Origin of the sequence: Enterobacter ludwigii (assembly GCF_001750725.1) — a bacterium.
Lineage (GTDB): Bacteria > Pseudomonadota > Gammaproteobacteria > Enterobacterales > Enterobacteriaceae > Enterobacter > Enterobacter ludwigii.
In genome coordinates this window covers 4,055,275-4,078,683 of sequence record NZ_CP017279.1, presented here as the reverse complement: position 1 = coordinate 4,078,683, position 23,409 = coordinate 4,055,275, and the positions used below count along the sequence as shown (strand labels likewise).

The following is a 23,409-nucleotide window of genomic DNA, read 5'->3' as shown; positions in this document are numbered from 1 at the left end:
CAATCCGTGTTCCAACCGGGAAAGGTGAATGGATAAGATCGAAGTTCGGGGCGCCCGCACCCACAATCTCAAGAATATCAACCTCATAATCCCTCGCGACAAACTCATCGTCGTGACCGGGCTTTCGGGGTCTGGCAAATCCTCACTGGCTTTCGACACTTTATATGCCGAAGGACAGCGTCGTTACGTGGAGTCACTCTCTGCATACGCACGTCAGTTCCTGTCACTGATGGAAAAACCGGATGTAGACCATATTGAAGGGTTATCACCTGCTATCTCCATTGAGCAGAAATCCACCTCGCATAACCCGCGTTCAACGGTTGGTACGATTACCGAAATTCATGACTACCTGCGTCTGCTGTATGCACGCGTGGGTGAGCCGCGCTGCCCGGATCACGACGTCCCGCTGGCCGCGCAGACCGTAAGCCAGATGGTGGATAACGTGCTGTCGCAGCCGGAAGGTAAACGCCTGATGCTGCTGGCGCCCATCATTAAAGAGCGTAAGGGCGAGCACACCAAAACGCTGGAGAACCTGGCAAGCCAGGGCTATATCCGCGCCCGTATCGACGGCGAAGTGTGTGACCTGTCGGATCCGCCTAAGCTGGAGCTGCAGAAGAAGCACACCATCGAAGTGGTGATTGACCGTTTCAAAGTCCGTGACGATCTGGCGACCCGCCTGGCCGAATCCTTTGAAACCGCGCTGGAACTCTCTGGCGGTACGGCCGTGGTCTCCGATATGGACAACCCGAAAGCGGAAGAGCTGCTCTTCTCCGCCAACTTTGCCTGTCCGATTTGTGGTTACAGCATGCGCGAGCTGGAGCCGCGTCTGTTCTCGTTCAACAACCCGGCGGGCGCCTGTCCGACGTGTGACGGACTGGGCGTACAGCAATATTTTGACCCGGACCGCGTGATCCAAAACCCGGAGCTGTCGCTGGCTGGCGGTGCGATCCGCGGATGGGATCGCCGCAACTTCTACTATTTCCAGATGCTGAAGTCGCTGGCAGAGCACTATAAATTCGACGTCGAAGCCCCGTGGGCCAGCCTGAACCCGAACGTGCACAAAGTGGTGCTGTTCGGTTCCGGCAAAGAGAACATCGAGTTCAAGTACATGAACGATCGCGGTGATACCTCCGTGCGCCGTCACCCGTTTGAAGGGGTGCTGCACAATATGGAGCGCCGCTACAAAGAGACCGAATCCAGCGCGGTTCGCGAGGAGCTGGCGAAGTTTATCAGCAACCGTTCCTGTGCGACCTGTGAAGGTACGCGTCTGCGCCGTGAAGCTCGCCATGTGTTTGTTGAAAACACGGCGCTGCCGACCATCTCAGACATGAGCATCGGTCACGCGATGGACTTCTTCAACAACCTGAAGCTCTCCGGCCAGCGCGCGAAAATCGCGGAAAAAGTGCTGAAAGAGATCGGCGATCGTCTGAAGTTCCTGGTGAACGTCGGCCTGAATTACCTGACGCTTTCCCGCTCCGCAGAGACCCTCTCCGGTGGCGAAGCTCAGCGTATCCGCCTCGCGAGCCAGATTGGCGCAGGCCTCGTCGGCGTGATGTATGTGCTGGATGAACCCTCAATCGGCCTGCACCAGCGTGACAACGAGCGTCTGCTCGGCACGCTTGTCCACCTGCGTAATCTCGGTAACACGGTGATTGTGGTTGAGCATGATGAAGACGCGATCCGCGCCGCTGACCACGTTATCGATATCGGCCCGGGCGCTGGCGTACACGGCGGTCAGGTGGTCGCGGAAGGAACGTTGAAAGATATTATGGCGGTGCCGGAGTCATTGACCGGCCAGTACATGAGCGGCAAGCGCAAGATTGAAGTGCCGAAACAGCGTGTACCGGCGAACCCGGAAAAAGTGCTGAAGCTGACCGGCGCCCGCGGCAACAACCTGAAAGATGTGACGCTGACGCTGCCGGTTGGGCTGTTTACCTGTATCACCGGCGTATCCGGTTCCGGTAAGTCGACGCTGATCAACGATACGCTGTTCCCGATTGCGCAGACGCAGCTGAACGGCGCGACGCTGGCCGAACCGGCGCCGTACCGTGACATCCAGGGGCTGGAGCATTTCGATAAAGTGATCGATATCGATCAGAGTCCAATCGGGCGGACTCCGCGTTCCAACCCTGCCACCTATACGGGCGTGTTCACACCCGTACGTGAACTGTTTGCAGGTGTGCCGGAAGCGCGTTCACGCGGGTATACGCCAGGGCGTTTCAGCTTTAACGTGCGCGGCGGACGCTGTGAGGCGTGCCAGGGCGACGGGGTTATCAAGGTTGAGATGCACTTCCTGCCGGATATTTACGTGCCGTGCGACCAGTGCAAAGGCAAACGCTATAACCGCGAAACGCTGGAGATTAAGTACAAAGGCAAAACTATCCACGAAGTGCTGGATATGACCATCGAAGAGGCGCGTGAGTTCTTTGACGCGGTCCCTGCGCTGGCGCGTAAGCTGCAGACGCTGATGGATGTGGGCCTGACCTATATTCGTCTGGGGCAGTCTGCCACCACGCTGTCTGGCGGTGAAGCACAGCGCGTGAAGCTGGCGCGTGAGCTCTCCAAACGCGGTACCGGCCAGACGCTGTACATTCTCGATGAGCCGACCACCGGTCTGCACTTTGCCGATATCCAGCAGCTGCTTGATGTTCTGCATCAGCTTCGCGATCAGGGCAACACGATTGTGGTCATTGAACACAACCTGGACGTGATTAAAACCGCGGACTGGATTGTCGATCTCGGCCCGGAAGGCGGCAGCGGCGGCGGTGAAATCCTCGTCTCCGGTACGCCAGAGACCGTTGCAGAGTGCGAAGCCTCGCACACCGCGCGCTTCCTCAAACCGTTGCTGTAATTGTCACACGGAGAGTTGCTGTCGGGTCGCTTCCGGCAGCAGCTCTACCGCCTGCTGATAAGACGCGTCCACCAGATAGTAAATTTGCGAACCCGGCAGTGAACCGTCGAGATAAACGGTACTCCAGTGCGCTTTGTTGAGATGCTTGCTTGGCCGGACGTCATGGTGCTGCTGGCGTAACAGCTCCGCCAGTTCCGGGCTGGTTTTCAGCGACGCCGCCGGGCGACCCTCAACCTCTTTCACCATCGCAAACAGAATATCCCCCACTTTAATCTGCGTGGCTTTCCAGTCGCTGTGAACGCTTTGCTCCGCGCCAGGTTTACTCATGCAGTACTGAAGTAGCTCCGAAATTGTCATCTTTATTCCCCTTGTAGCGTTGCGATAATTTTACGCGAACCACCGTGAATACGATGTTCTCCCAGCCAGATCCCTTGCCACGTTCCCAGCAGTAACCGACCATTGTGCACCGGCAGCATCAGCGATACGCCCAGCAGAGAGGATTTGATATGCGACGGCATGTCATCTGCTCCCTCATAGTCATGTTCATAAGGGGCGTTGTCCGGAACGGTTTTGAGAAAATGCTGCTCCATGTCAGACCGGACGGTGGGATCGCAATTTTCATTAAGCGTGAGAGAGGCTGACGTGTGCTGAAGCAGCAGATGCAGTAACCCCGTCCTGATGCGCGAGAGGTCGCGAATTTGCCCAATGACTTCATCAGTCACCAGATGAAATCCACGAGGTTTCGCGCTTAAGGTCAGGGTCTGTTGATACCACATGTGCTGCTCCGTTATGAAAGATGAATCTTTCTAAGTGTGCAGCAAGAAAGCGAAAGGTAAAACCCACAGCGGCGAGATTTGATTAAAAAAGAGGCAGCCTCGCCGCCCGGCGGTTAATACTCAGAATTAACAATTACTTCTTCGCCAAACTTTCCGGCCATTGGCAACGGTCGATACGTAGAGTTTGAGGCGCGTAACACCCTGATCCCTCTGGCTCCGACGTCATGCGCGGCGGTGATATCGTTATCTGAATCGCCATAGAAGACTTTGATGTTCTTCTGTTCCAGCCATTGGGTTTTGGTGTTTTGGCCGGGTTTGTCGCCGGCAAAAATAACCGGATTCATGCTGGAAGCCGGGATCTGAAAATCATCCTGCAGCGTTTTAGAGACGGTTTCGGTTTTGGTCTGGCTGCGTCCGGTCACAAAGTAAATGCTGTCACCGCGTTTAACGTGCATGGCGATAAGCGCGCGCGCCACCTCTTTAGGAATGCTGAACTCGTCCCAGCCGTTATTCATCTTTTCCCAGAACTCGGGGTTCTTCAGATACGCTTCGCTGTCCGGTGAGTAGGTTTTTTTGCCCCGCCAGAATCCCGGGCTGGAAAACAGGACCGTATCGTCGATATCAAAGCCTACAGCCATTGGAGGGCGCCCTAACAGGCTATTTTCGATTTGGGCTACGGATACCCAGTGAACAGGTGCTTGCTCGGCAAGCATGGCGGCTGTTGTGCCGGTGTAAAGTGGCGTCGGTGCGGAAGCGCGCGCCACGACGGCACTATTTAGCGAGAACAATAAGCAGGCGGCGCTGAGCGCCAGTGTGATCTTGCGCATGTTTTCCCCTGAATATTCAGTTTGTTATCGTTTTATTTTGAGTGAATGGTCAAAAAACTATCCGACCATAACCCCGGGGGGAGATGAAGGGAAGGAGTTTTTACTTATGAAGCTGAATAAAAAGAAGAAGATCACAAAGCGCTGATGAGGTCTGAAGGCCCGGTAGACGCAGCGCCACCGGGCAAGATTTTTGTGCGTCCTGATGCTCTCACTCGGCCCTCTCGCGGGAGAGAGGGATGATAGTAAGTGCTTACATCACTGCAGCAAACGCCTGCGCAACACGATGAACGTTGCTGGCATTAAGCCCGGCCACGCACATACGGCCGCTTGAAATCAGGTAGACGCCGAACTCTTCACGCAGGCGATCGACCTGAGCCGCGCTGAGGCCGGTGTAGCTGAACATCCCACGCTGCTTAAGCAGATAGTCAAAATTATGCCCTGGGACGGCCTCTTTCAGCACGTCGACCAGCTCCTGACGCATCGTCAGGATGCGCTTGCGCATAGATTCCACTTCGGCGAGCCACGACGCTTTCAGCCGATCGTCACCCAGTACCGTGGCGACTACCTGCGCACCAAAGTTTGGCGGGCTGGAGTAAATGCGGCGCACGGTCGCCTTCAGCTGTCCGAGTACTCGCCCGGCCGCTTCAGCGTCCTCACAGACCACTGACAGGCCGCCGACGCGCTCACCGTACAGAGAGAAGATTTTTGAGAACGAGTTGCTGACCAGCGCAGGCAGTCCGGCGCTGGCAACGGCGCGGATAGCGTAGGCATCTTCTTCCATGCCCGCGCCAAAGCCCTGATAGGCGATGTCGAGGAAGGGGATCAGGTTACGCGTCTTCAGCACGTCGATTACCGCATCCCACTGGGCATTAGTCAGGTCTGCACCGGTCGGGTTATGGCAGCACGGATGCAGCAGAACAATACTGCGCTCCGGCAGCGTATTCAGTTTTTCCAGCAGCGCGTCAACGCGCACGCCGTTGGTTTCGCTGTCAAACCACGGATAGGTCTGCACCGTAAAGCCTGCGCCCTCAAAAATCGCCACGTGGTTTTCCCACGTCGGGTCACTGACCCACACGCCAGAATCCGGGAAGTATTTTTTCAGAAAGTCAGCGCCAACTTTTAATGCGCCCGAGCCACCCAGCGTCTGGATGGTCGCCACCCGTTTTTGTGTCAGCACGGCGTGATCGGCACCAAACAGCAGCGGCGCAATGGTGTTGCGGTAGCTGTTTAACCCTTCCATTGGCAGATAGAGCGAGGCTCCGTGCGGGACGGCGTTAAGACGCGCTTCCGCTTCTGCTACGGCTTGCAGCTGAGGAATAATGCCCTCCTCGTTGTAATACAAACCAATACTGAGGTTGACTTTGTCGCTGCGAGGATCTTCTTTGAAACGCTCCATTAAGGAGAGAATGGGGTCGCCGGCATAGGCGTCAACTTTCTGAAACACGCGATGATTCTCCGGAATTCGATGAGGCAGGGATTTCAACAATAAACCGGATATGACAGAAGATCGAGAGCGATATCAGATCCGTTCCTGCAGATGTCGTCGAATCTGTTCAATGCGTTCAGCGAGCGAACCAGAAACAGGCAGATAGGGGATATTTCTGTCTGTTAACGCGCGGATGTACCATGCCTGTTGCCGCTGGCGGAATGCAGCCCCCTGACGGGTACCATCCTGAACAAAAGGAAACTCATCGCCACAGAGCACCACCAGAGAATATGCGCGCCCGGCTAATTCCTCTAGCTCGCGTGGCGCGCTGCCAAACTGGTCGAGCATATAAAACAGCGTGGTTAAGGGCGAGGTATCGCAAACCAGGAAGGGAGCCGTGCTGGCCATCGCTTCACGACGCACCTGCTCGCGGGCAATATGCAGCAGATCGTCGCATCCCAGCACGCCATTCTTCTCTTCCCAGTATTCTCGGCCAAACTCGGCGACAAACGGGGCGTTGAGCGTCGTCGCCAGCGCGCGGGAAAGCGTGCTTTTTCCTGTCGATTCGCCCCCTAATAAACAAATCCGAAAGACAAAGCTACGGTAGACCTCCGGGGACATCATCGTGCGGTAGCGATGGACGTCAGAACGTATCAGGGTTCCCGAGGGCGCATCAGGCCCCTTCGGACGCTGGAGGCGGACATGCGTAACCTGCTTGCCAAAACGCTGGCTTAACACCGCCGCAAATCCGTCGCCGTAGTCTTCGGCGGTAAATACGGCCTGTGGCTGGCAGTGAAGTATTTTTTCACACAGCGTTGCCACGTAATGCCGGTGAAGATCGGCATCCGCATCATTATGCGGAAGTGGTTCAAGCGCATGGGTCGCGATGACCTCCGGCGTCAGCACAAGGTGATGACATTGCGGGAAGCGCGCGCTTAACCAGTGAAGGCGCTTGTCGGGGTCATAACCCGGGATTTCCGGACGCGAATAACTAATGATATAGACCGTCTCACACTGGGCCAGCGCAGCATTTATCAGCGCTTCATGCCCCACGTGTAATGGCGCAAATTTGCCCACAACCAGACCGTCGCGATAAGGCTTCACTGGGTGCGAATCTCCTTACGCCACTGATATAAACCGTGCCAGGCATTAAACCAAAACACCAGATATAAACCCGCGGTCAAATGCAGATCTCTCATCGCATATAACGGTACCGCCAGCGTATTTACAGCCAGCCAGACGTACCAGTTCTCCAGGCGTCGCCCCATTAACATAAACTGTGCAAGCACGCTGAATGTCAAAATAACGGAGTCCACCCAGGGGGCCCAGGCGTTAGTGTAGCGATGCAAGATCAGGCCATAACCCGCGGCCACCAGCAGGGCGCAAGCGAGCAGGATGAAGAAATGTCTGGGCGGGGTACGCCGAACGGGCAATACCTCCCCGCGATGACCTTTGAGCCAGTGCACCCAGCCGGTAATGCTGGTGATGATGAAAAAGAGCTGCAGGGTAACGTCAGCGTAAAGCTGAACCGAATAAAAGACCCAGCCATAAAGCCCACTGCCGATGATGCCTATCCACCACGTGTGAATACTGTTTCTGGCAGCCAGCCAGACCGAGAGGGCATAAGCCAGACAAGCGGCCATTTCGGATGGTGACATTACCCCTCCCTGGAAAGGTCTGTTAGTCGATGTACTTCATCGCAACCCTTGATGTCAGGCGCGTGATAAGTTCGTAAGCACTCACTTTTGTGATTTCAGCGATGCGTTCAACAGGTAAACCCTCACCCCACATCACCACGTCATCACCCGGTTTGTCCTGTGCATCTGGCCCGAGGTCAATACAGATCATGTCCATCGCCACGCGGCCCACGATGTTCGCTTCACGGCCATTGACCAGTACCGGCGTGCCGGACGGCGCGGCGCGAGGATAACCATCGCCATAGCCCATCGCCACCACGCCAAGGCGTGTGTCGCGCTCGCTGGTCCACGTTCCGCCGTAGCCCACGGGCTCACCCGCTTTGTGATCGCGCACGGCAATCAGGTTAGACACAAGGGACATCACCGGCTGGAAACCAAAATCCGGCCCCCAGGGTCTGTTCTCCAGCGGAGAGACGCCGTATAGAATAATGCCTGGACGCGCCCAGTCGAAGTGCGACTGCGGCCACAGCAAAATACCGCCAGACGCGGCAATGGAGCGCATTCCTGGCTTGCCTTCGCAGAAAGTATTAAAAATATCCAGCTGCTGCTCGGTCGCGCCACACTCGGGTTCATCGGCACGGGCAAAGTGGCTCACGATATTCACCGGCTGACGGACGTTTTTGCACTGACACAGACGCTGATAAAACGCGTCCGCCTTTTCCGGGCGCACGCCCAGACGGTGCATGCCGGTATCGAGCTTCATCCAGACGGTGACAGGCTCACTCAGCTCGGCGGTTTCCAGCGCCGCGAGTTGTTCTTCGTTATGTACCGCGGTGTGCAGATGCTGGTCAGCAATGGTCGGCAGATCTGCCGCTTCAAAAAAGCCTTCCAGCAGCAAAATCGGTTGAGTGATCCCACCCGCGCGCAGGCGGATGGCTTCTTCAAGACGGGCGACGCCAAAGGCGTCGGCATCGGGGAGCGTTCGCGCGGTCTCAATAAGACCGTGTCCGTAAGCGTTCGCTTTCACGACTGCAACGAGTTTACTGGCGGGAGCCAGTTCACGCAGACGTTGCAGGTTGTGTCGCAGAGCGCGGCGGTTAATGACTACAGTTGCCGCTTGCATTTGAATTCCTTAGAAATTACTCATCATCATATTGAGGACCGGCGTAGTTGTCGAAACGCGACCACTGTCCGTTAAAGGTCAGACGTACCGTACCGATAGGGCCGTTACGTTGTTTACCAATAATAATTTCGGCGATCCCTTTCAGGTCGCTGTTCTCGTGATAAACCTCATCACGGTAGATGAACATGATTAAGTCGGCATCCTGCTCGATGGAGCCCGATTCACGCAGGTCGGAGTTGACCGGGCGCTTATCAGCACGTTGTTCCAGGGAGCGGTTAAGCTGCGACAGCGCCACCACGGGCACATGCAACTCTTTGGCTAACGCCTTGAGCGAGCGGGAAATCTCCGCGATTTCCAGCGTACGGTTGTCGGACAGCGACGGCACGCGCATCAGCTGAAGGTAGTCAATCATGATAAGGCCAATACCGCCATGTTCACGGGCGATACGGCGCGCACGGGAGCGCACTTCCGTCGGCGTCAGGCCGGAGGAGTCATCGATATAAATATTCCGTTTTTCCAGCAGGATACCCATGGTGCCGGAGATACGCGCCCAGTCCTCATCGTCGAGCTGGCCGGTACGGATACGGGTCTGATCCACGCGCGACAGCGACGCCAGAGAACGCATCATGATCTGTTCTGATGGCATCTCAAGACTGAAGATAAGAACCGGCTTGTCCTGCAACATCGCCGCATTTTCGACGAGGTTCATCGCAAATGTCGTTTTACCCATGGAGGGACGCGCCGCAACGATAATCAAATCTGACGGCTGCAGACCCGCGGTTTTCTTATTGAGATCGTCATAGCCGGTGTTCACGCCGGTGACACCGTCGTGCGGCTGCTGGAACAGTTGCTCAATACGCGCGACGGTAGCATCAAGCACATCAGCGATATTTTTCGGGCCTTCGTCTTTGTTTGCCCGGCTTTCCGCGATTTTAAAGACGCGGGACTCGGCCAGATCAAGCAGGTCTTCGCTGGTACGCCCCTGCGGATCAAAACCGGCTTCGGCGATCTCATTCGCCACCGAGATCATCTCACGAACAACTGCACGTTCGCGCACGATATCGGCATAAGCGCTGATATTCGCCGCACTTGGCGTGTTTTTTGACAGTTCCGCCAGGTAAGCAAACCCACCCACGCTGTCCAGTTGCCCCTGACGCTCCAGCGATTCCGCGAGCGTGATAAGGTCAATCGGGCTGCCCGACTCCTGCAGACGTGCCATTTCGGTAAAGATATGACGGTGCGGACGGGTATAGAAATCCTCGGACACCACGCGCTCGGCGACGTCGTCCCAGCGTTCGTTATCCAGCATTAAACCGCCCAACACCGACTGTTCCGCTTCAATCGAGTGCGGCGGGACTTTTAATCCTGCGACCTGGAAATCACGCTCGCGAGGTTCAGTCTGTTTGTTGAAGGGTTTGTTTCCTGCCATAGTGAATGGAGTTACCGAGATAAAGAGTGGGTCGAAAGATTACCATATTTTTCTGACGGAGGGAGCATGGCAACGCGCATTGAATTCCAGAAACATGGTGGGCCAGAAGTGTTAAACGCGGTGGAGTTTACCCCCGCAGCGCCTGGTGAAAACGAAGTTCAGGTTGAAAACAAAGCCATCGGCATTAACTACATCGACACCTATATTCGCGGCGGTCTCTATCCGCCTCCCTCCATGCCAAGCGGACTGGGAACGGAAGCGGCAGGCGTCGTGCTCAAAGTGGGCAGTGCCGTTAAGCATATTAAAGAGGGCGATCGCGTGGTGTACGCGCAATCCGCGCTGGGTGCCTACAGTTCCGTGCACAACGTGCCGGCCGATAAAGCCGCCCTTCTGCCAAATGCCATCTCGTTTGAACAAGCGGCCGCCTCATTCCTGAAAGGGCTCACGGTCTATTATCTGCTGCGCAAAACCTATGAGATCAAACCTGACGAGCAGTTCCTGTTTCATGCCGCGGCGGGCGGCGTGGGGCTGATCGCATGTCAGTGGGCCAAAGCGCTCGGTGCAAAACTTATCGGCACGGTGGGCAGTGCACAAAAAGCCCAGCGCGCGCTTCAGGCCGGCGCCTGGCAGGTGATTAACTACCGTGAAGAGAGCATTGCTGAGCGCCTCAAAGAGATAACCAACGGCAAAAAGGTGCGCGTGGTTTATGACTCGGTGGGTAAAGATACCTGGGAGGCGTCGCTGGATTGTCTGCAGCGTCGCGGGCTGATGGTGAGCTTCGGCAACGCCTCGGGCGCTGTGACCGGCATTAATCTTGGCATTCTCAACCAGAAAGGGTCGCTGTATGTGACTCGCCCTTCCCTGCAGGGGTATATCACTAACCGGGAAGAGCTGATCGAGGCCAGCAACGAGCTCTTTTCGCTGATCGCCAGCGGCGTGATTAAAGTGGATGTGGCGGAGGCGCAGAAATACGCGCTAACCGATGCCAGGCGTGCACATGAGGTGCTGGAGAGCAGAGCGACACAGGGTTCAAGTCTGTTAATTCCCTGACCCCTAAAAAGAAATTGGGCTTCCCGTGGGAAGCCCTTTCTTTTTTTAGTTCGGCTGTATGTAGGGTACAGCTCGATGAATTCTTTAGCGGCAGTCATAGTGACAGATTCGATAAGTAAATCCTATTCTGTTCTAAGCAATGCTGCCGGAAAAGTTGCAGGTATGTGACGAACACCTCAATACCTTAGTAACGAAAACGGTTATTGCGCTGATAAGTGGGCAGTTTTGGTGATTTAATCGCCCGTATCACCCACACCACGGCAATGGCCAGCAGCAGCCACGGCAGGAGCTTCAGCGTCAGGGCAAATAATCCCCCGATAAACATGACCACCGTCGCCACGACGATAGCCGCCAGAATCCCGAGCAGGGAAATCCCCGTCATCATCAGCATGACAAAAAAGCCAATCACAAAAAGTAGTTCTAACATGGTGCTCTCCCACGCGTTCCCGAATGATACCGCGATCATTACAAGAATCATGCCAACCATAACCCGCTGTTCTTAAAGCAAAACGCCCCGCACGGGTGTGCGAGGCGTGGTGAATTTGACGATCTTTTAGCGAAAATTATCGCTTATCAGCGACCAGACGTAGCGCGTGTTCCAGCACCTCGATGTCTGCACCGGCTTTATGTGCGTTCTCGCTAAGGTAGCGACGCCACTGGCGTGCTCCCGGGATCCCCTGGAACAGGCCCAGCATATGACGGGTGATATGACCAAGGTACGTCCCGTTACTCAGCTCACGCTCAATGTAGGGATACATGGCGCGTACCACGGCCACCGGGTCGGTATCTGCGCCTTCAACGCCAAAGATTTCCCTGTCGACCGTCGCCAGAATGCCTGGATTTTGATACGCCTCGCGCCCGACCATTACGCCATCCATATGCTCCAGGTGTGTTTTGGCCTCTTCCAGCGATTTAATGCCGCCGTTGATCGACATCGTGAGCTGCGGGAAGTCACGTTTTAGCTGGTACACGCGCGGGTAGTCCAGCGGCGGGATTTCACGGTTCTCTTTCGGGCTAAGTCCGGAGAGCCAGGCTTTACGCGCATGGATGATAAACATCTCGCACTCGCCTTTCCCGGAGACCGTATTGATAAAATCGCAGAGAAATTCGTAGCTGTCCTGGTCGTCAATGCCGATACGGGTCTTGACCGTCACCGGAATGGAAACCACATCGCGCATCGCCTTGATGCAGTCTGCCACCAGGGATGCATTGCCCATCAGACACGCGCCGAACATGCCGTTCTGCACACGATCAGACGGACAGCCAACGTTAAGGTTAATCTCGTCATAGCCGCGCGCTTCTGCAAGCTTCGCACACTGCGCCAGCGCAGCGGGATCGCTACCGCCAAGCTGCAGCGCAACCGGATGCTCTTCTTCGCTGTAGGCCAGATAGTCGCCCTTTCCGTGAATAATTGCTCCGGTGGTCACCATTTCGGTGTACAGCAACGTATGGCGGGAGAGCTGACGCAGGAAGTAGCGACAGTGTCTGTCCGTCCAGTCGAGCATCGGCGCAATGGAGAAACGGTGTGCAGGGAAAGCAGTCTGTAATTCTGACGACATGGCGAAGTTTTAAGCATCTGGTGAAAAGGGGGCGCTACTATAGCACAAAGAAAAGCCGGAGGCGCAGCGCCTCCGGTGCACTTTAGAAGGTCATGCTCAACTGGGCGCCTGCGCCCCAGGTCTCGTCTTCACCATACAGGCCCATCAGGTCGACATGGACCGTGTTAAACGGTGCAAAACCGACACCGCCTGTGAAGACATTGCTGTCATTACCTTTCATGTCAGCACGGAAACCCGCACGCACCGCCAGCCAGTTCAGCGGCGTCACTTCGGCGCCTACGCCAACATACTGAGAAGTGTCTTCGCTTTTGAAGCCTTTGGTTTCCGTCAGATCGCCATCGGCGGTTAACGTCACCAGATCGTTATGCCAGGCGGCACCCGCGGTAACCAGAGGGCGGATCTGGTAGGTATCTTTATAGCTCACCACCTCCCCCGTGCGCCCGTTACGGATGCGAATGTCTTTGGTGTCGATATCGCGTGACATCAGGTTTTGCCCGCTCACGCCGACCGTCCAGTGCTCACCAAAATCGGCCGCGATACCAGCATCAACGTTAAAGCCGGTGTCGTCAGTACGGTAGCGGCTGTCGTTCCACTTGTTGCTGTCATAATCGTAAATGGAGGTGGTGTAGTTATAGACCCAGGTCTTTTGCAGTTTTGGAGTGACGCCAACAGACACCGGAACACCGCCAAGCTCGAACTGACGCGCCACCGCGATACCATAGTCGGAGACAATTGCCGCCCGGCCAGACGCCGTTGAGTTGAGGTTTTTCGTGATTTGATCGGTGCCGTTCAGCGCAGCGTCCAGTGCAACGCCGGCAGCCACCGCATCACTGCGTTGAATACCGCGCAGGTAATCAATATCTTGCTGATCAATAGAAGAACTGACGCGTCCGTGGGCATAGCCTTTAGCCATAAAGGCCACGGAAAGGACATCGTTAGGAATACTGACGGCTATCCCCGCACCCGCCGTGGCGCGTGCCGTTTTGCCCTTAAGATAATCCAGCTCATCGGCGAGATCTTTCGCCGCGCCCTGGAACTGGTTGATGGAACCTAACGGGTTGGTAATGATCTCAATCGGTGTAAGGTTATCAACCACGTCTTTGTAATGGTTGATTTTATCATTGATGGTATCAATCTCATCCTGAAGATTGTCTTCATCGGTCACCTGCACGCCAGCGGACGGTAAAATGACCGTCACATCGTCGTCCGGTTTCGCCTTCGCCAGTAGCGCAGGGTTGATTAACGCCCCGCTGCCATAGTTTCCGGCCGCGACACCCGTGCCCCCCATGGCGTCGCTACGTGATTCTGTCCAGGTATTGGCTGCTCCCGCCTGATTTGCCATAAACAAGGAGACAGCGATGCTAACCACCGAAAATTTAAAATGTTTTTTCACAGTATGCTCGTCTTATAGTCTGTTATTAAATAACCCCTGTCTGTTATCTCCCAAACAGGAACGAACTATTGCTGTGAATAAGTGCAAAAAGACCCGCTATTTCCTTAAGTTAAATTCCCGCCAGGCCTGTTGTTATTTGTGACGGCCCTCAATATTTATAGAAGAGGAAATTATTTTTTCCCAGGTTTTCCATCGTGCGGTCCAAAAAACTGAGGAGGGTGGTCTACCCAGCGATCGTCGCGCGTGGCGGCGTACTCCGGATTAAGCGGGTAATAGATACGGTTATGCTTCTTGTTGGCCTCACCCACCACCAGGAGCCGTACCTCTTCGTCGGTGTTGTTGATGAAGGTATGACAGACCCCGGTTCCGGCGGGAAAGCCCACGCTGTCGCCAGGTTCAAGTTTCCATAAATATCCGTTAATCCAGGCTTCAGGGTAGCCTTCAAGCACGTAGATAAACTCTTCTTCGTCGCTTTCAGCATGAGGATAAGAGGTCCGTCGGCCTGGCGGTAAGCGCTCATGGTGTATACCAATGCGTCCAAGGCCGAGCTTACGCGCCAGCGGTGCGCCAATGGCAAAACGTTCACTACTGTCGGGATAGGTTGAGTCATCTGCGCCTTCTACGTCGCGCCAGTGTCGAATACAGTCAGGTCTTTTCATCGTTTATTCCCCGGATTGCGTTGCGTCAGGTATAGCACAGCCTGGCGGATCTCGGTGTTTTTAGCAGAACATGATAAAGTGGGGGTTTTCCAGCCTATAACATCCGGGGTGCTAAATGGATAAGTCCACAAAAGAGCTGTTAGCGCAGGCAGAAAAGCTGTGCGTGCAACGCAATGTGCGCCTGACTCCGCAGCGCCTTGAAGTATTACGTTTGATGAGTCTGCAGCAGGGCGCGATCAGCGCGTACGATCTGCTTGATCTGCTGCGCGAAAGCGAGCCACAGGCTAAACCGCCAACGGTGTACCGCGCGCTGGATTTCCTGCTGGAACAGGGCTTTGTGCATAAAGTTGAATCGACAAACAGCTATGTGCTGTGCCATCTGTTCGATCAGCCAACCCATACGTCGGCCATGTTTATCTGCGATCGCTGCGGCAGCGTGAAGGAAGAAGGTGCGGAAGGCGTTGAAGATATTATGCATACGCTGGCAGCCAAAATGGGCTTTGCGTTGCGTCATAACGTGATTGAAGCGCACGGCCTGTGCTCAGCCTGCGTAGAGGTAGAAGCCTGTCGTCACCAGGATGAGTGCCAGCACGACCATTCTGTACTGGTGAAGAAAAAGCCGCGTTAACGGCAAAAGAAAAGGCGGCCCGAAGCCGCCCTCAGGGGGAGTAAAGGATTACCAGCGATAATCGTTACGTGTTTCCCAGTCTTTCACTTCGTTTTCAGCACGATCTTTCTCGTAGCCGTAACGTTCCTGAATTTTACCCACCAGCTGATCGCGTTTACCTTCGATGATGGTCATATCATCATCCGTCAGCTTACCCCACTGTTCTTTCGCTTTACCTTTGAACTGCTTCCAGTTGCCGCCGATTTCGTCTTTATTCATAATCGTGTCCTCGTGTTAAGCGTCTGTATGTTTCGTCCGCTTCGTTCTTTTCTGCTGGACGTGATTATTATTGTAGTTAAGGATCCGGCAGTTGTTTTTATTTTCGGAATCTTTAACCGTCACGATATATCGTGGCGGGAAGGCAGCCAGGTGTTATTTCGCCAGTGACGATGCCAGATAAAGGCCAGCGACAGGCCACGTAACGCGAGGAAAACCGCCAGAGCCAGCCACAAACCGTGGTTGCCCAGATACGGCAGCGTCAGCAACGTCAGACCAAATCCCGCCGCAGCGACCGCCATGCTATTGCGCATCTCCGCACCTCGCGTCGCGCCAATAAACATGCCGTCCAGCAGATAACACCACACGCCCACCACCGGTAAGATTGCCTGCCAGAAGAGATAGTGACTCGCCAGTTCGCGCAGCGATGGGAGGGAGGTGAGTAAGGCAACGATCTGTTCACCCAGAAAGGCGTAAATGAGTGCAAACGCCAGCGCCACCAGGCCTGACTGACGACAGGCGGCCCGCCACACCTCGCGGAGCTGGCCGCTTTCGCGTGCACCATACGCTTGTCCGGAATGGGCTTCAACGGCATAGGCAAAGCCATCCAGCGCATACGCGGTAAAGGTGAGCAGCGTCATCAGGACCGCATTAACCGCGACGATCTCCGGCCCAAGTCGCGCCCCAAAGACCGTCAGCGCGCCAAAGCAGAGCTGAAGCAGTAACGAGCGCAGCATAATGTCGCGGTTAAGCGCCAGCAGCGTGCGGATATTACCGCGCCACGCGGTTTTGAGCATCGCAAGCGAGATACCGCGCAGGGCCAGCACGCGCCAGACCATCCACAGGCCGATGAAAAAGGTACCGTATTCTGCAATTGCCGTCGCCAGCGCGGCGCCCTGCACGTTCATATGCAGACCCATCACCAGCCAGACATCAAGCACGATGTTGAGAAGATTGCCTGCCACCAGCAGAATGACTGGCGCACGGGCATACTGCACGCCGAGTAACCAGCCAAGCAGAACCAGGTTCGCCAGTGATGCAGGCGCGCTGAGCCAGCGAATTTCAAGGAAGCGCCGCGCCTGCTCAAGTACCGCCTCGCTACCGCCAACGACATGCAGCGCCAGATCAATCAGTGGCGTGCGCAACACCACGATCAGCGCACCCGCGCCCAGGGCAAGGATCAAGGGTTGTACCAGCGCTCGCGCCAGACGCAACGGATCTTTTGCGCCGTACGCCTGAGCCGTAAGCCCGGTGGTACTCATACGCAAAAAGAGCAGCAGCATAAAAAGGAAGCTGGTTGCCGTCGCGCCGATCGCGACGCCGCCCAGATAAACGGGGGAATCCAGATGACCAATAACAGCCGTGTCTACCAGTCCCAGCAGAGGGACGGTGATATTGGAAAAAATCATTGGCAGTGCAAGACGCCACAATGCCTTATCTGATGTCGTCAGCAGTGACATGAAAAATACCGGCAGTGGAGATTGAATCAGGCTACGGCAGGTCCGTAGCCTGTTATGACATGATTACAGCCATTCACCGTTGCGGATAACCCCAACAGCCAGCCCTTCAATAGAGAAGTTATGTTCGCGGAGATCCACCACAATCGGGGAGAACTCGTTGTTTTCAGGCAGTAACTGGACGGTGTTACCCTGCTTTTTCAGACGCTTAACGGTAACTTCATCGTCAATACGCGCGACCACAACTTGCCCGTTGCGCACGTCCTGGGTTTTATGAACTGCGAGCAGATCGCCGTCCAGAATACCGATATCTTTCATCGACATGCCGCTGACGCGCAGCAGGAAATCTGCGCTCGGTTTAAACATGCCCGGGTCAACCTGGTAGTGACCTTCAATATGCTGTTGTGCCAGCAAAGGTTCACCTGCCGCGACACGGCCCACCAGCGGAATGCCTGTCTCTTCTTCCACCAGCAGACGGATGCCACGCGAAGCGCCCGATACAATCTCAATGACGCCTTTACGCGCCAGCGCTTTCAGGTGTTCTTCGGCAGCATTCGGAGAACGGAAACCCAGACGCTGAGCGATCTCCGCACGCGTGGGTGGCATACCCGTCTGGCCGATATGATCCCGGATGAGATCAAACACCTCTTGCTGCCTGGTCGTTAACGCTTTCATTCCGCCCCCTGGGTGTATATACAGTTATGCTGTGAGTATATACAGTCAAAGGCGATTTTGGAACCAAAAACTGCACAAAAAACCAGGGACTTAATTATTTCTCGAGGCTTATCGGAAATGTGACCAAAGCAGCGTGACCCAGGTGATGACCGCAGTGATAATCGCCAGCAATACGGCAGCAGACCCCATGTCTTTCGCCCGGCCGGAGAGCTCATGGAAATCAGAGCCGATACGGTCCACCACGGCCTCAATAGCGCTATTGAGAATTTCCACTATCATCACCAACAGCACGGAGCCGATCAACAAAACGCGGGTAATCGCATCAACATCAAGGAAACAGGCGATAATCACCGCGATGATAGCGGCGACGCCCTCCTGGCGAAACGCGGCTTCATTGACCCACGCGGCACGGAAACCTTTCCATGAATAGCCGGCGGCTTTGATGATTCGGGTTAACCCAGTGGTATTATTGGCCATTAAAAGAACCTTTTAATTAAAATAGCGTCAGTAACAGTAGGCGCAGCGTGTTTCGCTGCTGCCTGAAGTATGACGGGTAACAACAGAAATTTTGCGCGCTTTCTGTTATCCTTGCGCCGCAATTGCATTATTAACCAGAGGCTTTACATCGTTTATGTCCGGCTGGCCACGAATTTACTACAAATTACTTAATTTACCATTAAGCGTCCTGGTAAAAAGCAAGTCTATCCCAGCGGAACCCGCGCTGGAATTGGGGCTCGATACGTCACGCCCAATTATGTACGTTTTGCCTTATAACTCGAAGGCAGACCTACTGACGCTTCGCGCCCAGTGTCTGGCGCATGATTTACCTGACCCGCTTGAACCCCTCGAAGTCGACGGCACTCTGCTGCCGCGCTATGTGTTCATTCACGGCGGGCCGCGCGTGTTTACCTATTACACGCCAAAGGAAGAGTCCATCAAGCTTTTCCACGACTATCTCGACCTGCACCGCAGCAATCCGGGTCTGGATGTGCAGATGGTGCCGGTATCGGTGATGTTTGGTCGCCGCCCGGGCAGAGAGAAAGGTGAAGAGAACCCACCGCTGCGCATGCTTAACGGCATTCAGAAATTCTTCGCGGTCTCCTGGCTGGGACGTGACAGCTTCGTGCGTTTCTCCCCGTCCGTTTCGCTGCGCCGTATGGCGGACGAACACGGCACCGACAAGATTATCGCGCAGAAACTGGCGCGCGTGGCGCGTATGCACTTCGCCCGTCAGCGTCTGGCTGCCGTCGGCCCGCGTCTTCCTGCACGTCAGGACCTGTTCAACAAGCTGCTGGCCTCCAAAGCGATTGCCAGGGCCGTTGAAGACGAAGCGCGCAGCAAAAAGATTTCCCATGAGAAAGCACAGCAGAACGCTATTGCACTGATGGAAGAGATTGCCGCGAACTTCTCTTACGAGATGATTCGTCTTTCCGATCGTATTCTGGGCTTTACGTGGAACCGCCTCTATCAGGGAATCAACGTTCATAACGCCGAGCGCGTACGCCAGCTGGCCCATGATGGCCATGAGATTGTCTATGTCCCCTGCCACCGCAGCCACATGGACTATCTGCTCCTCTCCTATGTGCTCTATCACCAGGGTCTGGTACCGCCGCACATCGCTGCCGGCATTAACCTGAACTTCTGGCCAGCCGGCCCGATTTTCCGCCGCCTGGGGGCGTTCTTTATCCGTCGTACCTTTAAGGGCAACAAGCTCTACTCCACCGTATTCCGTGAATATCTTGGCGAGCTGTTCAGCCGCGGTTATTCCGTTGAATACTTCGTGGAAGGGGGGCGCTCCCGTACCGGTCGTCTGCTCGATCCTAAAACCGGCACGCTGTCGATGACCATTCAGGCGATGCTGCGCGGGGGAACCCGCCCGATCACCCTGGTACCCATCTACATTGGCTACGAACACGTGATGGAAGTGGGCACCTACGCCAAAGAGCTGCGCGGTGCGACCAAAGAGAAAGAAAGCCTGCCGCAGATGCTGCGCGGCCTGAGCAAGTTACGCAACCTTGGCCAGGGCTACGTCAACTTTGGCGAGCCGATGCCGCTGATGACCTATCTGAACAACCATGTTCCGGAGTGGCGCGAGTCTATCGATCCTATCGAAGCGATTCGCCCGGCCTGGCTGACGCCTACGGTCAACAGCATCGCCTCTGAACTGATGGTGCGTATTAACAACGCCGGTGCGGCAAACGCCATGAACCTGTGCTGTACGGCGCTTCTGGCCTCTCGTCAGCGTTCACTGACCCGTGAACAGCTTACGGAGCAGCTGGATTGCTATCTGGATATGATGCGCAACGTGCCGTACTCGGTGGATTCGACCGTACCGGTAAGCACGGCAAGCGAGCTTATCGAGCATGCCCTGCAGATGAACAAGTTTGAAGTCGAAAAGGACACCATCGGCGACATCATCATTCTCCCGCGCGAGCAGGCGGTGCTGATGACTTACTATCGCAACAACATCGCGCATATGCTGATGCTGCCCTCGCTCATGGCGGCCATCATCACCCAGCATCGTCGCATCTCGCGTCAGGAGCTGTTGCGTCATGTTGAAACGCTCTATCCAATGCTGAAAGCGGAGCTGTTCCTGCGCTGGGACAAGGACGAACTGGCGACTGAGCTGGATAAACTGACCGAAGAGCTGCGTCGTCAGGGGCTGATTACCGTCACGAATGACGAGCTGCATATCAATCCGTCACGGTCCCGTACCCTGCAACTGCTGGCGGCGGGCGCGCGTGAAACGCTGCAGCGCTACGCCATCACCTTCTGGTTGCTGAGCGCGAATCCGTCCATTAACCGCGGTACGCTCGAGAAAGAGAGCCGGACGCTGGCACAGCGCCTGTCTGTTCTGCACGGGATTAACGCCCCGGAATTCTTCGACAAAGCGGTCTTCAGCTCTCTGGTGCTGACGCTGCGTGATGAAGGGTTTATCAGTGATACGGGCGATGCCGAGCCGGAAGAGACGCTGAAGGTGTACCAGATGCTGGCCGAACTGATCACGTCTGATGTGCGTTTAACGATTGAAAGTGCGACGCAAGGCGAGTGAAGCGTGCAGCGGTCTGATGACCTGCGATGAAAACAAAAACGGCAGCCTTCTGGCTGCCGTTTTTTTACGAAAAGTAGCTCATCGCCAGCCCTAAAAACAGCACCAGACCGACATAGTTGTTATTCATAAACGCCTTGAAGCAGGCTTCACGCTCCCGTTTCGCAATCAGCTTCTGCTGGTAGACAAACAGCATTCCCGCCACCAGCACGGCCCAGTAAAACGCCCAGTTGAGCCCGTTCAGGTAACCCATCGTCACCATCAACGCCAGCACCGCAACCTGCAGGATACCGATGATCAGCTTGTCATGACGTCCGAAGAGGATCGCCGTCGATTTAATGCCAATCTTCAGGTCATCGTCGCGGTCTACCATCGCGTATTGCGTGTCGTATGCGACGGCCCAGAGAATGTTCGCCAGGAACATCAGCCAGCAGCTTAACGGGACGGACTCACTCACCGCCGCAAACGCCATCGGGATCGACCAGCCAAACGCCGCGCCCAGCACCACCTGAGGCAGGTGGGTGTAGCGCTTCATGAACGGATAAACCCAGGCCAGAGCCAGGGCCGCGACTGAAAGCAGAATGGTCATGGTGTTCAGGGTTAACACCAGCAGGAAAGAGAGCAGCACCAGTACGATAAACAGCGTACGGGCCTCTTTTTCGGTCACTTGCCCGCTGGGCAACGGACGATGGGCCGTACGTTTTACGTGCCCGTCGAATTTACGATCCGCATAGTCATTGACCACGCAGCCCGCCGCACGCATCAGCCAGACGCCTGCAATGAACACCCCCAGGATCCACAGCGGCGGTACCCCTGGTGTTGCTACCCATAGCGCCCAAAGGGTCGGCCACAGCAACAGCAGCGCGCCGATGGGTTTATCTGTACGCATCAAGCGGTGATAAGCCAACAGCTTATTCTGCGTCAGGCTCCACTCCATTTTTTCTTCCTCTTAGTACAACGGCGATGCCGGTAAAAAAAGCTCCGTCAGTATTAACGGCTTACCGCTCAGGCGAAGGCGGGAACGACGCCCCCACAGTTCGGCATCGCGACCAATCTCAATAAAATCCCGGGTAAGCTCGGACGACGTGAAAAGATAGCGCCCCAGCGGCGTATTCCCCAGCCGTTGTAGCGCCAGCTCTGGCCCGGAAAGGGTGGACTCGGGAACGACCGTTCGTCCGGCAAGCCATGGCTCACCGTCTGCACAGAGTAATATTTCGCGCAGCCAGTAGCGTTCTTCCTGCGGCAATAGCGGCAGCTCAGAGGCAATCTCAGCGCAAGAGACAAACCCTTCCTGAACCAGGGTCACCGTAACGGTTTTGCCCTGCTGCTCGAAACGTTTAGTCATGGAATCTTCCAGCAGCAGCCAGTCCAGTTGCTCCGGGTCAAGCGCAGGTATTTGGTCGAAATAGCGCAGCGCACGCAGTTGCGTTAGCGCGGGGTGTGACATGCCAGACTCTCCGATACATAACGTAATGGCATTGTATCGCAGAAAAGCGGATTGAGGGGGGCCAAACGTTATTTAACGATCACGATCGCAACAAGAGCGCAACAGCCCGTGTGACACCAAAAAAAGTGCGCCCACTCAGGCGCACTAAACTACTAACAAATCAGCACTGTGGGGAAACGGTTACCCCTTGCCTTTTACACTGCTGATAAAGGTGGAACGGGCAGTGGTTGAACCTAAACGTTCGGCTTCATCAAGCAGTTTCAGCGCTTTGTCGACATCGCCGCGCTTCACCGCCTGCTTAATGGCGTTATTGAAGTATTCTTCGGTGTCGTTCAGTACCGGCTCGGCTTTCTTCGCCGGAGCTGGGGCTGCGGTTGCAGCCGGAGCCGCCGCCGTAGCAACGGGTGCGGCATACACAGGCGCAGCAGTGTTCCCCACCGTGACCGGACCTGTACCGGATGAACCAAACAGAGGGCCAACCAGTACGCTGGAAGCACTGTTTGTTGAGACTTTCAGCTTCAGCAACCCGTCGGTGACATGACGCGCTAACGGATCCGGGATATCCGGAACAGAGTTACCGGTTCCTTTGGCATAGGCTTTTGCCGGGTCGGTGAGCTTAGTGGTCTGCTGCAAATCTTTGTCCGTGGTGAAGACCAGGACATAAATCTTCTGCTGTCCCAGAGCAGGCGTCAGGCGCATTTTGCCTTCGAGGCGGTCAGCGCTCATGACGCCAGGTTCCTGGTAGCCAAAATAGTCGCTCGGGAAGAAGGCAGATGGCGTCAGGTTTTGGTCCAGAATCAGGACGTTAGGCGCAAATACGCTGGTCTGCTTGCTTACTTCGCTGGTCAGCGTCAGGGTCAGCTCACCAATATTGGCCGGGACGCTGAAAGCGGCAACCGGACCGGCAATCCCCGGCACGTTAAGCTGTTGGCCTGCCGCAGAAAGTTGGGTTGACTGGGTTTTGGATTGGTCAACCGGCGTCCAGGTCAGTTGCTGGAGCGCCGCCGCCGGGATGGCAGGCGCAGCGCTGGTATTTTGTGGCACGAAATTGACATCTGCGAAGGTGATCGCCGGAACACAGGCCAGCAGCCCCGCAGAGAGGCACAGCGCGACGAGACTTTTCTTCATTTTCATTGTTATTACCTCTGATAGCGTGAGCACTGCGGTG

23 protein-coding genes are annotated in these 23,409 nt (G+C 55.6%); 4 read left to right on the top strand and 19 right to left on the bottom strand.

The window, feature by feature from the left end:
* Positions 1 to 28 precede the first annotated feature (28 nt).
* Complete coding sequence (gene uvrA / locus BH714_RS19140; protein WP_014168220.1) at positions 29 to 2,851, top strand: excinuclease ABC subunit UvrA; 2,823 nt, start codon at positions 29 to 31, stop codon at positions 2,849 to 2,851.
* A 3-nt stretch (positions 2,852 to 2,854) separates the two neighbouring features.
* Here uvrA and BH714_RS19135 read toward each other — a convergent pair whose 3' ends face one another.
* From BH714_RS19135 to dnaB, 8 genes are all read right to left on the bottom strand, one after another.
* The gene (locus tag BH714_RS19135) at positions 2,855 to 3,208 is read right to left on the bottom strand and encodes an MmcQ/YjbR family DNA-binding protein (protein ID WP_014168219.1); all 354 of its coding nucleotides are present in this window, start codon (positions 3,206 to 3,208) and stop codon (positions 2,855 to 2,857) included.
* A 2-nt stretch (positions 3,209 to 3,210) separates the two neighbouring features.
* On the bottom strand, positions 3,211 to 3,627 hold the full coding sequence (locus BH714_RS19130) for a secondary thiamine-phosphate synthase enzyme YjbQ (protein WP_014168218.1): 417 nt from the start codon (positions 3,625 to 3,627) through the stop codon (positions 3,211 to 3,213).
* Between the two features lie 113 nt (positions 3,628 to 3,740).
* Complete coding sequence (gene aphA, locus BH714_RS19125) at positions 3,741 to 4,454, bottom strand: acid phosphatase AphA (RefSeq protein ID WP_014168217.1); 714 nt, start codon at positions 4,452 to 4,454, stop codon at positions 3,741 to 3,743.
* Between the two features lie 250 nt (positions 4,455 to 4,704).
* Entirely contained in the window at positions 4,705 to 5,898 is a 1,194-nt protein-coding gene (gene tyrB / locus BH714_RS19120) for an aromatic amino acid transaminase (RefSeq protein WP_032679391.1), read from the bottom strand.
* 75 nt (positions 5,899 to 5,973) lie between these two features.
* A complete protein-coding gene (locus tag BH714_RS19115) occupies positions 5,974 to 6,984 on the bottom strand; it encodes an AAA family ATPase (protein WP_025206390.1) in 1,011 nt (336 codons plus the stop codon).
* On the bottom strand, positions 6,981 to 7,538 hold the full coding sequence (pnuC, locus tag BH714_RS19110) for a nicotinamide riboside transporter PnuC (protein ID WP_025206391.1): 558 nt from the start codon (positions 7,536 to 7,538) through the stop codon (positions 6,981 to 6,983). Before pnuC ends, BH714_RS19115 begins: the two co-directional genes overlap by 4 nt.
* A 22-nt stretch (positions 7,539 to 7,560) precedes the next feature.
* Entirely contained in the window at positions 7,561 to 8,640 is a 1,080-nt protein-coding gene (gene alr / locus BH714_RS19105; protein WP_014168212.1) for an alanine racemase, read from the bottom strand.
* Positions 8,641 to 8,656: 16 nt separating this feature from the next.
* Positions 8,657 to 10,069: a replicative DNA helicase gene (gene dnaB / locus BH714_RS19100; protein ID WP_008503375.1), complete on the bottom strand. Its 1,413-nt coding sequence runs from the start codon at positions 10,067 to 10,069 to the stop codon at positions 8,657 to 8,659.
* Between the two features lie 66 nt (positions 10,070 to 10,135).
* Here dnaB and BH714_RS19095 point away from each other — a divergent pair, with 66 nt between their 5' ends.
* Positions 10,136 to 11,119 (top strand): quinone oxidoreductase, encoded by a 984-nt coding sequence (locus tag BH714_RS19095; protein ID WP_014168211.1) that lies wholly within the window; start codon positions 10,136 to 10,138, stop codon positions 11,117 to 11,119.
* 184 nt (positions 11,120 to 11,303) lie between these two features.
* Here BH714_RS19095 and pspG read toward each other — a convergent pair whose 3' ends face one another.
* The 4 genes from pspG to BH714_RS19075 form a co-directional block, all read right to left on the bottom strand.
* Positions 11,304 to 11,546, bottom strand: coding sequence for an envelope stress response protein PspG (pspG, locus tag BH714_RS19090; RefSeq protein ID WP_020882842.1), 243 nt, complete (start codon positions 11,544 to 11,546; stop codon positions 11,304 to 11,306).
* A gap of 136 nt (positions 11,547 to 11,682) precedes the next feature.
* On the bottom strand, positions 11,683 to 12,678 hold the full coding sequence (dusA, locus tag BH714_RS19085) for a tRNA dihydrouridine(20/20a) synthase DusA (RefSeq protein ID WP_014168209.1): 996 nt from the start codon (positions 12,676 to 12,678) through the stop codon (positions 11,683 to 11,685).
* Between the two features lie 82 nt (positions 12,679 to 12,760).
* On the bottom strand, positions 12,761 to 14,020 hold the full coding sequence (locus BH714_RS19080) for a conjugal transfer protein TraF (protein ID WP_153853120.1): 1,260 nt from the start codon (positions 14,018 to 14,020) through the stop codon (positions 12,761 to 12,763).
* A 221-nt stretch (positions 14,021 to 14,241) separates the two neighbouring features.
* The gene (locus BH714_RS19075) at positions 14,242 to 14,730 is read right to left on the bottom strand and encodes a cupin domain-containing protein (protein WP_014168207.1); all 489 of its coding nucleotides are present in this window, start codon (positions 14,728 to 14,730) and stop codon (positions 14,242 to 14,244) included.
* Positions 14,731 to 14,845: 115 nt separating this feature from the next.
* Here BH714_RS19075 and zur point away from each other — a divergent pair, with 115 nt between their 5' ends.
* Positions 14,846 to 15,358 (top strand): zinc uptake transcriptional repressor Zur, encoded by a 513-nt coding sequence (zur, locus tag BH714_RS19070; protein WP_014168206.1) that lies wholly within the window; start codon positions 14,846 to 14,848, stop codon positions 15,356 to 15,358.
* A gap of 48 nt (positions 15,359 to 15,406) precedes the next feature.
* On the opposite strand, the gene BH714_RS19065 is transcribed toward zur, so the two are convergent.
* From BH714_RS19065 to BH714_RS19050, 4 genes are all read right to left on the bottom strand, one after another.
* A complete protein-coding gene (locus BH714_RS19065; protein WP_014168205.1) occupies positions 15,407 to 15,616 on the bottom strand; it encodes a CsbD family protein in 210 nt (69 codons plus the stop codon).
* 119 nt (positions 15,617 to 15,735) lie between these two features.
* The gene (gene dinF, locus BH714_RS19060) at positions 15,736 to 17,073 is read right to left on the bottom strand and encodes an MATE family efflux transporter DinF (RefSeq protein ID WP_040018682.1); all 1,338 of its coding nucleotides are present in this window, start codon (positions 17,071 to 17,073) and stop codon (positions 15,736 to 15,738) included.
* Between the two features lie 63 nt (positions 17,074 to 17,136).
* Positions 17,137 to 17,745 (bottom strand): transcriptional repressor LexA, encoded by a 609-nt coding sequence (gene lexA, locus BH714_RS19055; RefSeq protein WP_014168203.1) that lies wholly within the window; start codon positions 17,743 to 17,745, stop codon positions 17,137 to 17,139.
* Positions 17,746 to 17,853: 108 nt separating this feature from the next.
* Positions 17,854 to 18,222, bottom strand: a complete 369-nt coding sequence (locus BH714_RS19050; protein ID WP_014168202.1) for a diacylglycerol kinase — start codon at positions 18,220 to 18,222, stop codon at positions 17,854 to 17,856.
* 154 nt (positions 18,223 to 18,376) lie between these two features.
* On the opposite strand from BH714_RS19050, the gene plsB reads away from it, so the two are divergent.
* Complete coding sequence (gene plsB / locus BH714_RS19045) at positions 18,377 to 20,797, top strand: glycerol-3-phosphate 1-O-acyltransferase PlsB (protein ID WP_020882845.1); 2,421 nt, start codon at positions 18,377 to 18,379, stop codon at positions 20,795 to 20,797.
* 64 nt (positions 20,798 to 20,861) lie between these two features.
* On the opposite strand, the gene ubiA is transcribed toward plsB, so the two are convergent.
* The 3 genes from ubiA to malM form a co-directional block, all read right to left on the bottom strand.
* A complete protein-coding gene (gene ubiA, locus BH714_RS19040) occupies positions 20,862 to 21,731 on the bottom strand; it encodes a 4-hydroxybenzoate octaprenyltransferase (protein ID WP_025206398.1) in 870 nt (289 codons plus the stop codon).
* A gap of 12 nt (positions 21,732 to 21,743) precedes the next feature.
* Complete coding sequence (gene ubiC / locus BH714_RS19035) at positions 21,744 to 22,241, bottom strand: chorismate lyase (RefSeq protein ID WP_014168199.1); 498 nt, start codon at positions 22,239 to 22,241, stop codon at positions 21,744 to 21,746.
* Positions 22,242 to 22,421: 180 nt separating this feature from the next.
* Positions 22,422 to 23,375, bottom strand: a complete 954-nt coding sequence (gene malM / locus BH714_RS19030) for a maltose operon protein MalM (protein ID WP_032681924.1) — start codon at positions 23,373 to 23,375, stop codon at positions 22,422 to 22,424.
* Positions 23,376 to 23,409: the final 34 nt, after the last annotated feature.

What these genes read in the sequence shown, in the direction of transcription:
- BH714_RS19130 (WP_014168218.1), bottom strand. Translation starts at nt 3,627, where the DNA reads ATGTGGTATCAACAGACCCTGACCTTAAGCGCGAAACCTCGTGGATTT.
- pnuC (WP_025206391.1), bottom strand. Translation starts at nt 7,538, where the DNA reads ATGTCACCATCCGAAATGGCCGCTTGTCTGGCTTATGCCCTCTCGGTC.
- aphA (WP_014168217.1), bottom strand. Translation starts at nt 4,454, where the DNA reads ATGCGCAAGATCACACTGGCGCTCAGCGCCGCCTGCTTATTGTTCTCG.
- dinF (WP_040018682.1), bottom strand. Translation starts at nt 17,073, where the DNA reads ATGTCACTGCTGACGACATCAGATAAGGCATTGTGGCGTCTTGCACTG.
- zur (WP_014168206.1), top strand. Translation starts at nt 14,846, where the DNA reads ATGGATAAGTCCACAAAAGAGCTGTTAGCGCAGGCAGAAAAGCTGTGC.
- ubiC (WP_014168199.1), bottom strand. Translation starts at nt 22,241, where the DNA reads ATGTCACACCCCGCGCTAACGCAACTGCGTGCGCTGCGCTATTTCGAC.
- dnaB (WP_008503375.1), bottom strand. Translation starts at nt 10,069, where the DNA reads ATGGCAGGAAACAAACCCTTCAACAAACAGACTGAACCTCGCGAGCGT.
- pspG (WP_020882842.1), bottom strand. Translation starts at nt 11,546, where the DNA reads ATGTTAGAACTACTTTTTGTGATTGGCTTTTTTGTCATGCTGATGATG.
- dusA (WP_014168209.1), bottom strand. Translation starts at nt 12,678, where the DNA reads ATGTCGTCAGAATTACAGACTGCTTTCCCTGCACACCGTTTCTCCATT.
- BH714_RS19075 (WP_014168207.1), bottom strand. Translation starts at nt 14,730, where the DNA reads ATGAAAAGACCTGACTGTATTCGACACTGGCGCGACGTAGAAGGCGCA.
- BH714_RS19080 (WP_153853120.1), bottom strand. Translation starts at nt 14,020, where the DNA reads ATGGCAAATCAGGCGGGAGCAGCCAATACCTGGACAGAATCACGTAGC.
- BH714_RS19135 (WP_014168219.1), bottom strand. Translation starts at nt 3,208, where the DNA reads ATGACAATTTCGGAGCTACTTCAGTACTGCATGAGTAAACCTGGCGCG.
- ubiA (WP_025206398.1), bottom strand. Translation starts at nt 21,731, where the DNA reads ATGGAGTGGAGCCTGACGCAGAATAAGCTGTTGGCTTATCACCGCTTG.
- malM (WP_032681924.1), bottom strand. Translation starts at nt 23,375, where the DNA reads ATGAAAATGAAGAAAAGTCTCGTCGCGCTGTGCCTCTCTGCGGGGCTG.
- lexA (WP_014168203.1), bottom strand. Translation starts at nt 17,745, where the DNA reads ATGAAAGCGTTAACGACCAGGCAGCAAGAGGTGTTTGATCTCATCCGG.
- BH714_RS19065 (WP_014168205.1), bottom strand. Translation starts at nt 15,616, where the DNA reads ATGAATAAAGACGAAATCGGCGGCAACTGGAAGCAGTTCAAAGGTAAA.
- alr (WP_014168212.1), bottom strand. Translation starts at nt 8,640, where the DNA reads ATGCAAGCGGCAACTGTAGTCATTAACCGCCGCGCTCTGCGACACAAC.
- BH714_RS19050 (WP_014168202.1), bottom strand. Translation starts at nt 18,222, where the DNA reads ATGGCCAATAATACCACTGGGTTAACCCGAATCATCAAAGCCGCCGGC.
- uvrA (WP_014168220.1), top strand. Translation starts at nt 29, where the DNA reads ATGGATAAGATCGAAGTTCGGGGCGCCCGCACCCACAATCTCAAGAAT.
- BH714_RS19095 (WP_014168211.1), top strand. Translation starts at nt 10,136, where the DNA reads ATGGCAACGCGCATTGAATTCCAGAAACATGGTGGGCCAGAAGTGTTA.
- plsB (WP_020882845.1), top strand. Translation starts at nt 18,377, where the DNA reads ATGTCCGGCTGGCCACGAATTTACTACAAATTACTTAATTTACCATTA.